General features: G+C 66.5%; 6 protein-coding genes. 2 read left to right on the top strand and 4 right to left on the bottom strand.

Annotation, left to right across the window (positions count from 1 at the left end):
- A partial coding sequence (locus LK10_RS22670) for a hypothetical protein (RefSeq protein WP_231567773.1) occupies positions 1-211 on the top strand: 211 nt, incomplete at its 5' end.
- Between the two features lie 328 nt (positions 212-539).
- Here the strand turns inward: LK10_RS22670 and glgB are convergent.
- The 3 genes from glgB to LK10_RS13960 form a co-directional block, all read right to left on the bottom strand.
- Complete coding sequence (gene glgB, locus LK10_RS13970; protein WP_043124859.1) at positions 540-4,262, bottom strand: 1,4-alpha-glucan branching protein GlgB; 3,723 nt, start codon at positions 4,260-4,262, stop codon at positions 540-542.
- Positions 4,259-6,064 (bottom strand): maltose alpha-D-glucosyltransferase, encoded by a 1,806-nt coding sequence (treS, locus tag LK10_RS13965; RefSeq protein ID WP_043124857.1) that lies wholly within the window; start codon positions 6,062-6,064, stop codon positions 4,259-4,261. Before treS ends, glgB begins: the two co-directional genes overlap by 4 nt.
- A 99-nt stretch (positions 6,065-6,163) precedes the next feature.
- Positions 6,164-8,191 (bottom strand): alpha-1,4-glucan--maltose-1-phosphate maltosyltransferase, encoded by a 2,028-nt coding sequence (locus tag LK10_RS13960; protein WP_043124856.1) that lies wholly within the window; start codon positions 8,189-8,191, stop codon positions 6,164-6,166.
- Positions 8,192-8,406: 215 nt separating this feature from the next.
- Here LK10_RS13960 and glgP point away from each other — a divergent pair, with 215 nt between their 5' ends.
- On the top strand, positions 8,407-11,025 hold the full coding sequence (gene glgP / locus LK10_RS13955; protein ID WP_197061946.1) for an alpha-glucan family phosphorylase: 2,619 nt from the start codon (positions 8,407-8,409) through the stop codon (positions 11,023-11,025).
- On the opposite strand, the gene glgX is transcribed toward glgP, so the two are convergent.
- Positions 11,022-13,172, bottom strand: a complete 2,151-nt coding sequence (glgX, locus tag LK10_RS13950) for a glycogen debranching protein GlgX (protein WP_081998551.1) — start codon at positions 13,170-13,172, stop codon at positions 11,022-11,024. The two genes, glgP and glgX, sit on opposite strands and share 4 nt — an antisense overlap.
- Between the last annotated feature and the right edge of the window lie 50 nt (positions 13,173-13,222).

Here is a 13,222-nt window from a genome sequence, read left to right as displayed (position 1 = left end):
TGTGTTAAGCACGCCGCCAGCGTTCATCCTGAGCCAGGATCAAACTCTCCGTCAAAAAAAACGAAAAACAAAAAGGAAACCAGCACGCCCGGAAAAGACGCACCAGAAACCCGACCCCAGCCAAAACCATCCCACACACACGGGGGTGCGCGCAGAACAGCATCAGCCAATCAAAAAAAATGGCATCGAATCAAACATGGCACACTATTGAGTTCTCAAACAACAGGCCCCTCCGGAACCCCACCAGAACACTCTGGCCCGCTCCGAAGCAACTTTCCTAACCTACCTGTTCTGCCTCACCGAGTCAAACCGGCCGTTCGGCCAGCGGGCTTGGTGGTGTTGAACAAGAAGTCTTCGCGCCGCCGTTCTCGGTGGCGCGGGATATGACTATACCACCCCTCCAGCGCGAGTGCCAACCGTCCAGCCAGCACAGCGGGAGGGCCCGGAATCCGTGGATTCCGGGCCCTCCCCTTCTGCTTCGCGAACCTCTGCCGCCCGCGCTCAACTCACGTCAGTCGCTCAACTCACGCGCCGGTCCTTCACTCCTGAGAATCTGGCACGAGGTACACGGCGCCCAGCGGCGGCAGGGTGAGCGTCACGGCGGCGGGCTTTCCGTCCCATTCGCGCGCCTCAGCCATCACGAGCCCACCGTTGGTGACGCCCGATCCGCCGTACTCGGTGGCGTCGGTGTTCACGACCTCCCGCCACGCGCCGCTCAAGGGGACGCCGGCCGTGTAGTCCAAGTGCGGGTTTCCGGCGAAGTTCACAATGCAGACGAGCGGCTGGCCGTCAGCCGACCAACGAATGAACGAGACGACGTTGTGATCCCCGTCGTCTCCGCGGATCCACTCGAATCCGGCCGGGTCGTTGTCCTGGGTGTAGAGCGCAGGCGTCTCGCTGTACACCTCATTGAGATCCCGGATCAGCCGCTGAAGTCCCTTGTGGGGTTCAGTATCAGCGAGCCACCAGTCGAGGCCATGCTCCTGATTCCACTCCCCCTCCTGCCCGAACTCGCAGCCCATGAAGATGAGCTGCTTGCCTGGGTGCGCCCACTGGTAGGCGTAGAAGGCCCGCAGGTTCGCGAGCTGCTGCCACCGGTCCCCCGGCATCTTTCGCAGCATCGACCCCTTGCCGTGGACCACCTCGTCATGGCTGATCGGGAGCAGGAAGTTCTCGCTGAACGCGTACATGATCGAGAACGTGATCTGGTTGTGGTGCCAGCGGCGGTTGATCGGGTTCTCGTGCATGTACTGGAGGGAATCGTGCATCCACCCCATGTTCCATTTGAGCCCGAAGCCGAGGCCGTTCATCGACGTCGGCTTGGTGACGCCAGGGAAGGCGGTGGACTCTTCGGCGATCATGACGATGCCGGGGTTCCGCTTGTACGCAGTGGCGTTCGCCTCCTGGAGGAAGGAGATCGCCTCGAGGTTCTCGCGGCCGCCGAACTGGTTGGGCCTCCACTGCCCTTCCTTGCGGGAGTAGTCGAGGTAGAGCATCGAGGCGACGGCATCCACGCGGAGACCGTCGATGTGATACTCCTCGAACCAGAACAGGGCATTGGCCACGAGGAAGTTACGAACCTCAGTGCGGCCGAAGTTGAAGATGTACGTTCCCCAGTCGGGGTGCTCGCCCTGCATCGGGTCCGCGTGCTCGTACAGTGGTTCGCCGTCGAAGCGGGCGAGCGCCCATTCATCTTTCGGGAAGTGAGCGGGCACCCAGTCCACGATCACGCCGATCCCGGCCTGGTGGAGTTGGTCGACGAGATACCGGAAGTCGTTCGGATGGCCGAATCGCGAAGTCGGGGCATAGTAGGACGTGACCTGATAGCCCCACGAGCCGCCGAACGGGTGCTCGGCGACGGGCATGAACTCGACGTGGGTGAAGCCCATTTCCTTGACGTACGCGACAAGTTCCGTCGCGAGTTCGCGATAGCTGAGCCCCGGCCGCCACGAGCCGAGATGCACCTCGTAGACGCTCATGGGCAGGTTGTGGGGGTCGCGGACGGCGCGCGCCCGCATCCACTCTTCGTCCTTGAACGCGTACCGCGACTCGACAACCCGAGACGCCGTCCGGGGCGGAACCTCGGTTCCGAACGCCATGGGATCCGCGCGCTCGATCCAGTGGCCCGACTTCGTAAGGATGCCGAACTTGTAGCACGCCCCTGCTACAACGCCCGGGATGAAGATCTCCCAGACGCCGGAGGAGCCGAGGCTGCGCATCGCGTGCTCGCGCCCGTCCCAGCCGTTGAAATCGCCCTTCACCTGCACGGCTTGGGCATTCGGGGCCCAGACGGAGAACGCCGTTCCCTCGATGTCCCCCATCACGGAGTGGAAGTGCTGGACGCGAGCGCCCAGTGCCTTCCACAGCTGCTCGTGCCGGCCCTCTCCGATCAGGTACAGGTCCAGCTCGCCGAGCGTCGGCATGAAGCGGTACGGGTCGTCGACGCTCACCACGTGTCCGTCCCCGTACTCGACCTCGAGCCGATAGTCGGGCACGCCGCCGTCTTCCCTGGGCGGAAGTACGACGACCCAGACCCCGTGCGACTCGTGGTGCAGAGGAATCCTGCCCTCGGGAGTGATCGCTGTGACTCCGGTCGCGAGGTGCTTGAGCGTTCGGATGGTGATCGTTCCGTCTTCGCCGAGATGCGCGCCGAGGACGGCGTGGGGTGCGTGGAACGATCCGGACGCGACGCGGCTCAGTACATCCTGGGGGACGGGAATCGGGGCGATGGAATCCACCCTCCCCAGGGCCGCACCCTCCTGCTCGGTGTGCTCTGACACGTCACTCTCCTCTCCTGCGCGGCTTGCCGCCGTCGCTTCTGCAAGTCTGTCTGAATCGAGGGGCACAGCGTGCTCGCCTCCGGGAACGTACGCGCCGAGCGCAGTGCGGACCGCGCGCAGCGGGATCTCGGCCCAGGCCGGACGGTTCCGTTCCTCGTACCCGACCTCATAAAGCGCTTTGTCGAGCCAGAGGGCCGCGAAGAGCGGTCCCTCGAAGGGGTCCGGCTGAGGCAAGACCTCAGCGTAGCCCTCCCAGAATGCCCGGCCGGCAGCGTCCGCCCAACCCTCGGTGACGCGGGCAGCCGGCACAGTGCGCTCCGCAGCGCCAGCGGCATAGTCGAACGATCGCAGCATGCCGACGACGTCGCGCAGCGGAACGTCCGGGCGGCTCCGCTCTGCGACAGGCCGCAATGGCTCGCCCTCGAAGTCGAGGATTGCGTAGGGGCGCGTCTCATGCCCCGGGAAATACAGGATCTGGCCAAGGTGAAGGTCACCGTGGACCCGCTGGACGCGCAGCCCCGCGGCCTCCCCGGCCAGCGTCTCAAGGAGCCTTTCGAGCACCGCATCGGGCAGCCCAACGCTCTCGCGTACCTCCCGCCACGCCGTCCGGAGCCGATCGGCGAGGACGCCCACAAACTCGATTGCGGCGTCGTTGTCCAGCTCCTCGCTGCCGAGGCTCGCCTCGAGCGCCTGGTGGACGCGCGCCGTCGCCCCTCCGAGCCCCCGCGCATGCCCCGAGAAGTCCTCACCCGCCGCCGCGGCGTCGAGCGCGAGCTGCCACAGATCCTTCCCGCCGGGCAGGAATTCATGGACGACGGCGAGCTGGCCGCGCGCTGATCCCTCACCGTGGAGCCGCCATGCGCCGTCGACCCAGCCGAGGGTCGCGGGCACATCGCTCGCACCGGCACGGGCGAGAGCTGCGCCGAGCTCGACCTCGGGATTGAGGCCGTCGGCGGGCTGGCGGAGAACCTTGACCATGGCCTCGGCGTCGGCGGAGCGCACGATGATGGACGTGTTCGACTGCTCGCTGGAGAGGACGCGGCACGAGATCTCCCCGTCCGGAATGCGGCCAGCGCCGCTGGTACGTCCCCACGCCGTCCCTGCCTTAGCCGGCCCCCCGGAGGAAATCAGGGCGAGAAGAGCCCTGACGAAGGCGGGGTCGTGCACGCCGTCGTAGATCCAGCGCGCGCCGAACGCGGAATGTTCGCTTCGCCCGATGAGGGCGTGCCCGGCGTCCGGAAGCGGCTCGTCTCGGTAGGTGACGGGGACGTTCAGGACGACTTCGAGCCGGCCGGCCTTGACCCTGACGAGGTGGATCTCGATGTCCACCTTTCCCTCGGGGTCTTCGAGGCGAACACTGCCCGTCCTGGCGAACTCTGCCTGGCGCCCCTTCGCCGGATACCAGCGCTGGGACGGAAGCCAGCGCTCGAGGAGCTCGGCGAGCGGCGGAGTGAGGATGGGCTCTTCTTCGGTGTGCGTCATTCGACCAATTCCCCCTCATGGGTGACCGCACCACTTGCGGTGATGATCGGCATCGCCTGAGTAAACGGGCTGCTCGGCACGCTCCCTGCACTTCGGATCCGGAGCCAGTAGTAGCCGTGCGGGCCCAACGTCACGTGGAACCGCCCATCAGGGCCGACCTGCGAGAACGGTTCGCCGCCGAACAGGTCACGGAGACCGCGCCCCTCGAACCCCGCCAAATCGAGGTGCGAAGCCACGGGATGGCCAGAGAGATTGAAGACGCAGAGCACAGTCTCCCCTGGCTCGCCGGGGACCTCGTTCGGTTTGAGCTCGCGGACGAACGCGAGCACCTGCTCGACGTCTGCGTCGATGTTGCGATACGAGCCGAGCCCGAACACGGGGTGCCCGCGGCGTACACCGAGGATGTTCCTCGTCCAGCGCAGGAGCGAACCCGAGTGGGCCATCTCGGCTTCCACGTTGGCCATCGAATAGTTGTAGACGAGGGATTGGATGGTCGGCAGGTAGAGCTTGCCGGGATCCGCGACCGAGAAGCCCGCGTTCCTGTCGGGGTTCCACTGCATGGGCGTGCGGACCGCATCACGGTCCTGGAGCCAGATGTTGTCACCCATGCCCACCTCATCCCCGTAATAGAGGAAAGGGCTCCCGGGGAGCGAGAGCAGGAGCGCGTTGATGAGCTCGATCTCGTGCCGCGAGTTGTCGAGGAGCGGCGCCAGTCTGCGCCGGATGCCGATGTTCGCCCGCATTCGGGGGTCCGATGCGTACCAGCCGAGCATCGCCTCGCGTTCCTCGATGGTCACCATCTCAAGCGTGAGCTCGTCGTGGTTGCGCAGGAAGGTGCCCCACTGGGCGCCCGGCGGGATTGCGGGCGTGTCGATCATGGTGTCGATGATCGGCTTGGCCCGCTGGTCGCGGAGCGCGTAGTAGAGGCGCGGCATGATCGGGAAGTGGAACGCCATGTGGCACTCCGGGGCTTCCTCTGTGCCGAAGTATTCGACCACCTCGTGCGGCGGCTGGTTCGCCTCGGCGATGATGATGCGGCCCGGGTACTTCTGGTCCATCATCGCTCGCAGCTTGACGAGGAACTCGTGCGTCGCGGGCAGGTTCTCGCAATTGGTGCCCTCCTCTTCGAAGAGGTAGGGAATCGCGTCCGCCCGGATGCCGTCCACGCCTTGGTCAAGCCAGAACTTGAAGACGTCGAAGACGGCCTCGACGACCGCCGGGTTCTCGAAGTTGAGGTCCGGCTGGTGGCTGAAGAACCGGTGCCAGAAGAACTGCCGGCGGATCGGGTCGAACGTCCAGTTCGACTCCTCAGTGTCGATGAAGATGATGCGGGCGTCGGTGTACTTCTGGTCGGTGTCGCTCCACACATAGAAGTCGCCGTAAGGGCCGTCCGGGTTCCGCCGGGACTCCTGGAACCAGCGGTGCTGGTCCGAGGTGTGGTTGAGCGGGAGGTCGATGATGATGCGGACACCGCGGGCATGTGCCTCGGCAACGAGTCGCTGGAAGTCGCTGATCGAGCCGAACTCCGGCAGGACCGACTCGTAGTCCGAGACGTCGTAGCCGCCGTCCCGGAGCGGGGACTCGAAGAACGGTGGCAGCCAGAGGCAGTCAACCCCAAGCCATTGCAGGTAGTCGAGCTTGTCGATGAGGCCTTGGATGTCGCCGGATCCGTCACCGTTCGCGTCCGCAAAAGCCCTGACGAGAACCTCGTAGAACACTGCCTTGCGATACCAGTACGGATCGTGTTGGAGACCTGGCGCGTTCACATTGAAGTTCTGCTTCGCCTGCTGGCCTAGGTTCATCTGGCGTTTGCTCCTTCCGACGGTCTTGCCGACGTATCCGGGCAGTGAAGCTACGGTAGCGCCAGCCAGTGCGGTCGGCTAGCGCCCCTCTCCCGCCGCCTAGCGCCGCACGTGCAGAATGTGCGCGGGCTCAACGTAGGCGTCGAGTCGGACGTAGTTGTCAACTCCCCATTGCCAGCTTTGCCCCGAAATCAGGTCGTCAACACGGAACTTCCCCTCACTGTCGAAGAGCTCGGGGTCGAGATCGAGCGATTCGAGGTCGAGGTGCACGGACGATTCGCGGGCGCTGTGGGGGTCGACGTTGACGACGACGATGAGCGTGTCCTTCGTGCCGTCCCCGAGGACCTTGTGCTTCGAGAACACGAGCGTCGCCTCGTCCGTGCTCCAGTGGAGCGTCAGGTTCTGAAGGTCATCGAGCGCCGGATGCGCGTGGCGGATCTCGTTGAGCCGGGTGATGTAAGGAGCGAGGGAGCGGCCCTCGGCCTCGGCCCGCGCCCAGTCGCGCTGCTTGTACTCGTACTTCTCGTTGTCGATGTACTCCTCGGCCCCCGGCCGGGCAACGTGCTCGAAGAGTTCGAACCCCGCGTAGACGCCCCACGACGGCGCAGCCATCGACGCGATCACGGCCCGGGCCTTGAACGCCGGAATGCCGCCGTACTGGAGGTACTCGGTGAGGATGTCCGGCGTGTTCACGAAGAGGTTCGGGCGGTAGAAGGGAGCCCACTCCTTCGAGATCATCGTGAGGAACTCCTCAAGCTCTTCACGGGTGTTCCGCCACGTGAAATAGCTGTAGGACTGCTGGAATCCCGCACGCCCGAGCGCCTTCATCATCGCTGGCCGCGTGAACGCCTCGGCGAGGAAAACGACGTCGCCGTGTTCCTCGTTGACCTTGCCGATGAGCCATTCCCAGAACCACACAGGCTTGGTGTGGGGGTTGTCCACCCGGAAGATCCTCACCCCGTGGTCGATCCACAGGTTGACGATTCGCAGCACTTCCTTGCTCAGGCCCTCGGGATCATTGTCGAAGTTGAGCGGATAGATGTCCTGGTACTTCTTCGGCGGGTTCTCGGCGTAGGCAATCGAGCCGTCCACGCGGGTGGTGAACCACTCGGGGTGGGACTGGACCCAAGGGTGATCAGGCGAGGCCTGGAGCGCGAGGTCGAGGGCCACCTCGAGGCCGACCTCATTCGCGCGGGCCACGAACGCGTCGAAGTCCTCGAAGGTCCCGAGGTCTGGGTGGATGGCGTCATGGCCGCCCTCGGACGAGCCGATGGCCCACGGCGAGCCGGGATCGCCCGGGCCGGCGTTGAGGGAGTTGTTGGGCCCCTTGCGGAACGCGAACCCGATCGGGTGGATCGGCGGGAGATAGATGACGTCGAAGCCCATCCCGGCAACGCCCGGAAGCCTTTCGGCCGCGGTCCGGAAGTTCCCCGAGGTCCACTCACCCGTTTCAGGGTTGCGGACGGCGCCCTCGGAGCGCGGGAAGAACTCGTACCAGGCACCTCGACCCGCCCGGTCGCGCTCTACGAGAAGCGGGAAATGCTCGGTCTCGGTCACAAGCTCGCGGATCGGCTGGCGCTCGATGACCCCCAGAACCTGAGGAGTTTCCCCCGCCGCGAGACGCTCCTCGACGGACCGATTCTGATCGCCCAAAATCCCCGCGGCCGCCCGCAGGACGTCCCTGTCGCCGGCGGGGCGAGCATCGTCGTCGGCCGCTTCGCCCAGAAGCTTCGCACCCTCGGCGAGCATGAGTTCGACGTCGACCCCGGCCGCGACCTTCACGTCCGCGTTGTGGTGCCAGGTGCCGTACCGATCGTGCCAGGCCTCGATCGCGAAGCTCCAGAGGCCCGGCTCGCCTGGCGTGAGCACCCCGCCCCAGCGGTCGAGCCCAGGGCCGAGCGACTCAAGACGGACGCGCTGCTGCTCGTCGCCGCGCGGGCTGTACAGGACGGCCGTGACGCCGAGCGCGTCGTGCCCTTCCCGCGTGGCTGTCGCGCTGACGACGATCTGCTCGCCCGGAAGGGCCTTGGCCGGGAATCGTCCGCCCTCGACAAGCGGCGAGACGTCGGTGATGGGGAACCGCCCGAAGCGGAGGTTGTTGGGGAGCGCGGTCTCGAGTCCAGGCACTGCGGAATCCTTTCGCGGCGGACGCGGCCCCAGGGTTCGAACCGCGAAGGCCGAGCCCTGAGGGCCGATTCATCGCCACGATAGCCGGAGCCGGTGACGAAAGCGAAGGGCGTGACGCGCAAGCGAGTCGGTCATGGAGGCCCTGCGTACGTCATTCACCGGCTCGTTACCTGATGGTATTCAGCATCGTCTCGCCCTCGGATAGGGTGGCGCACGTGAAGGCCATTCGTCGGTTCACCGTCCGTACAGTCCTCCCCGAACCCATCAAGGCTCTGGCGTCCCTCGCCACGAATCTGCGGTGGTCGTGGCATCAGCCCACACGGGATCTCTTCGAGAGCCTTGATCCGGATCTGTGGGCCGAAAGCCGGCACGATCCGATCGGGTTCCTCGGTTCGGTCACCCGCGAGAAGCTCGTCGCCCTCGCCGCCGACCCGGACGTCGTCGAACGCGTCGCCGAGGCGGGCGAGGACCTGCGCCGCTACCTCGAGGAGCCGCGCTGGTACCAGACGCTCGGCGCCGAGGCGCCGCGGTGCGTCGCCTACTTCTCCCCCGAATTCGGCATCACCGAGGTGCTCCCCCAGTACTCGGGCGGCCTGGGCATCCTTGCGGGCGATCACCTCAAGGCCGCCTCGGACCTCGGCGTGCCGCTCATCGGAGTCGGCCTCCTCTACCAGTCCGGCTACTTCAAGCAGGCCCTCTCACGCGACGCCTGGCAGCAGGAGACCTACCCGGTCCTCGACCCGGATGCCCTCCCCCTCACGCTCGTCAAGGAGGAGGACGGCACCCCCGCCGTCGTCACTCTCCCGCTGCCCAACGGCCGCAAGCTGCACGCGTACCTGTGGCGTGCCGACGTCGGGCGCGTCCCCCTGCTCCTGCTCGACTCCAACGTGCCGACCAACGACGACGGCGCTCGCGCCATCACCGACCGGCTCTACGGAGGCGGCGGCGACCACCGCCTCCAGCAGGAACTCCTCCTCGGCATGGGCGGCGTCAAGGCGCTCCGCATCTTCGAGCGGCTCACGGGCTGCCACACGCCCGAGGTCTTCCACACGAACGAGGGCCACGCAGGCTTCCTCGGGATCGAACGGATCCAGGAGCTCATGTCCGCGGCGGATCCCCTGAGCTGGGACGAGGCACTCGTCGCGGGCCGGGCGTCGACGGTCTTCACGACCCACACCCCGGTTGCCGCCGGCATCGACCGCTTCGACGCTGCCCAGATCAAGTACTTCTTCGACGCTGGGCTCGCGCCCGACGTACCGACGGGCAAGATCCTCGAGCTGGGGCGCGAGAGCTACGACGGCGGAGACCCCTCCGTGTTCAATATGGCCGTCATGGGGCTCCGGCTCGCGCAGCGTGCCAACGGCGTCGCGAAGCTCCACGGCGCGGTTTCCCGCGCCATGTTCTCCGGGCTCTGGCCGGGCTTCGACCACTCGGAGGTGCCGATCACGTCCGTCACGAACGGCGTGCATGTTCCCACGTGGATCGACCCGAGCGTCACGACGATGGCGGAGCTCATGGAGCCGGGTGCGGCCGTGGGCGGCCGCTGGGATCTCGTGTTCAACGTGAGCGACGAGGAGATCTGGGCGGTGCGGCGGAAGCTCCGCGGCCGTCTGATCGAGGACGTACGACGGCGGCTGCGCGCCTCGTGGAAGAAGCGCGGCGCCGCGGATGCCGAGCTGCGCTGGACCGACACCGTGCTCGATCCCGACGTGCTCACGATCGGCTTCGCCCGACGCGTGCCGACCTACAAGCGCCTCACGCTCATGCTGCGCGACCCCGCACGGCTCAAGCGGCTCCTGCTCGACCCTGAGCACCCGGTTCAGATCGTCGTCGCCGGCAAGTCGCACCCGGCCGACGAAGCGGGCAAGCGAATGATCCAGGACCTCGTCCGGTTCACGGACGATCCCGAGGTCCGGCACCGGATCGCATTCCTCCCGAACTACGACATTGCGATGGCGCGCACGCTGTTCCCGGGCTGCGATGTCTGGCTCAACAACCCGCTCCGCCCGCTCGAGGCCTGCGGAACGTCGGGCATGAAGGCTGCGATCAACGGCTCGCTCAACCTCTCCGTGCTCGACGGCTGGTGGGACGAGATGTACGACGGGCAGAACGGCTGGGCCATCCCGACGGCAGGAGACAAAGCGAGCGCCCAAGAGCGCGACGACGTGGAGGCGGCGGCGCTCTACGATCTCCTCGAGAACCAGATCGCCCCTCGCTTCTACGGCGTCCCCAATCGTGCGGCAGGCGCGGAGTCGGCAGGCGCCGCTGGGCCATCGATCGACAGCCCGCACGGGGTGCCGAAGAGCTGGATCTCGATGATCAAGCACACGCTCTCGCACCTCGGGCCGGCCGTCTCCGCCGACCGCATGCTCGGGGACTACGTCCGGGAGCTGTACACCCCGGCCGCGGCATCGGGCCGTTCGGTTCGGGCGGACGACTTCCGGCAGGCGCGTGAGCTTGCGGCGTGGACCAAGCACGTTCGGACGAACTGGTCCCAAGTGCACGTCGAGCACATCGATTCGAGCGGGCTCTCGGAGGTGCCGCAGATCGGCGACACCCTGCGTGTCAATGCCTACCTCAACCTAGGGGTCCTCAACCCGAGCGATGTCCTCGTCGAACTCGGCTACGGGCGCGTGGATGAGAGCGACGAGCTCACCCACACGCGGATCGAGGAGCTGGAAGCCGCGCAGAACTTCGGCAACGGGCGCTACATGTTCAGCGGCAAGGCCCTGATCGAGCACTCGGGGCCCTTCGGCTACACCGTGCGCGTCATGCCCAAGCACGAGGGCCTTGCCTCGAAGGCCGAACTCGGCCTCGTCGTCAACGCCGGCTAAGGCGTCTTCCCGTAGGGCGTCCGTGCGGCGGGCTTCGCCTGCTGCATGGGCGCCCCGAGGCGTGCCCGGTAGATCGTGAGCGACCACGGTTCAGCCACGTCCGCCTGACCGCTCGCGAAGACGGTTCCTATCCGCTGCTCGCCCCGGGGCGCCGTGGAGTATCGGAGCTCGAACGCGTAGTCGTTGCTGAACGGTTCGGGGAACACGAGGGTCTTCTCCTCCGGACTGCCGTTGATCACAACGAGTCCATCGAGGTAGCCCTCCCGTGAGCCGAGGAGGAACTGCAGGACGCGCTGCCGCGGATCCTGCCAGCGATCCGGATCCATGGGCTGGCCGTCCGCGCCGAACCAGTGGAAGTAATTGCTCTCCTCGCGGGCGGGGTAGCTCGGCGGCTGCCGCTCGAGGAAGTCGCGGCGGATCCGGATGAGCCAGCGGGTGTGGTCGAGGAGCTCGCGCCCTGCCGAGTCGAGCTTCCAGTTGAGCCACGTTGTCTCGTTGTCCTGGCAGTAGGCGTTGTTGTTGCCCTGCTGCGTCCGTCCGAACTCATCGCCGGCGGTGATCATCGGTACACCAAGCGACACCATGAGCGTAGCCATCATGTTCTTCGCGGACTGGGTGCGGGCGGCGATGATCGATTCGACCTCTGTGCGCCCCTCGAAGCCGTGGTTGTAGCTGCGGTTGTTGGTCGCGCCGTCCCGATTCTGCTCGCCGTTCGCCTCGTTGTGCTTGCGGTGGTACGCCGTCAGGTCGGCGAGCGTGAAGCCGTCGTGCGCCGTCGTGAAGTTGATCGACGCCATTGCCGTACGGCCGGACCCCGCGAACAGCCCGTGCGAGCCCGAGAGGACGTCCGCGAGCCGCGCCGTCGGGCCGCCCTGGCCACCGCTCTCGATAGCACCCCTGTCCGAGAGCCAGAAGTCGCGCACCGTGTCGCGGTAGTGATCGTTCCAGTCGGCCCACCCCTGGGGGAAGCGGCCCGTCTGCCAGCCGCCCATGCCGACATCCCACGGCTCGGCAATGAGCTTGGTGCGGGAGACCACCGGATCCGCCGCTGCCGCCACGAGGAAAGGGTGCAGCGGGGTGAACTGGTGCTGCGCGTCGCGGCAGAGCGTCACGGCAAGGTCGAAGCGGAATCCGTCAATCTGATAGTCCTCGGCCCAGAAGCGGAGGGAGTCCAATGCGAGTTGGACGACGCGCGGGTTGCCGAAGTCGAGCGTGTTCCCGCAGCCCGTTGTGTCGATGTACTGGCCCGCGGGATCGGTCCGGTAGTAGTTGGCGTCGCCGAGCCCGCGGAAGTTCACGAGCGGCCCGTTCGGCCCCTCCTCGGCAGTGTGGTTGTAGACGACGTCGAGGATCACCTCGATGCCCGCGGCATGCAGGAGCTTGACCATGCCCTTGACCTCGTCCTGCACCGCCTGAGGACCAGCTGCCTGCGCCGAAGCGGTCGCGTAGGCCGAATGCGGTGCGAAGAAGGCCGCAGTGTTGTAGCCCCAGTAGTTCACGAGGCCGAGGTCCTGAAGGTGGGTCTCGTCGAGATGCACATGGATGGGCAGCAATTCGACTGCAGTGATCCCAAGCTGCTGGAGATGCGCGATCATCACGGGGTGCGCCATGCCTGCGTAGGTGCCGCGCAGTTCCTCGGGGATGTCCGGATGCCGCATGCTCTGGCCCCGAACATGGGCTTCGTAGATGATCGAGTCGCGCCCTGGAATTCCGGGCTTGCCGACGCCGCCCCAATCGAAGTAGTCGTGCACGCGCACACCCATGAGCTGTTCGCGCTCCGCCGCGCCGTCCTCGTCCGGGAGCGCGACCGTCACGACGGCCCGAGCGTAGGGATCGAGGAGAAGCTGGGCGTCACCGGGCCCCGGCACCTTGCCGTTGCTGCTGGTCCGCGCGGCGAAGGCGTAGCGGGTCCCCTCGGGCATTCCAGCCACGAGGCCGTGGTGGACACCGTCGGTCAGCTCAGGCAGAGGTTCCCTGCGCCACACGCCGGAGGCATCGATGAAGTGCACGTCCACGGCATCGAGCCCTGGCGCGTAGACGGCCAAGTTGACTGTCTGGGCTGCCTGCTGCTCCGCGCTCCGCGCCGGTGTGAGGCCGAGCGGAAACGGCTGCGATGGGGTGACCACAAAGGCCAACGGCATGGTCATGTCGCTGCTCATCGCGCCCCATCCTACTGTCGCCGGTTGACCACGGGTTG

This window comes from Sinomonas humi (assembly GCF_000802235.1).
Lineage (GTDB): Bacteria > Actinomycetota > Actinomycetes > Actinomycetales > Micrococcaceae > Sinomonas > Sinomonas humi.
The sequence above is the reverse complement of the archived record's forward strand: the minus strand, read 5'-3'. Positions and strand labels throughout refer to the sequence as shown.

Coding starts and splice junctions, on each gene's coding strand:
- glgB (WP_043124859.1), bottom strand. CDS start 4,262: ATGACGCACACCGAAGAAGAGCCCATCCTCACTCCGCCGCTCGCCGAG.
- treS (WP_043124857.1), bottom strand. CDS start 6,064: ATGAACCTAGGCCAGCAGGCGAAGCAGAACTTCAATGTGAACGCGCCA.
- glgX (WP_081998551.1), bottom strand. CDS start 13,172: ATGACCATGCCGTTGGCCTTTGTGGTCACCCCATCGCAGCCGTTTCCG.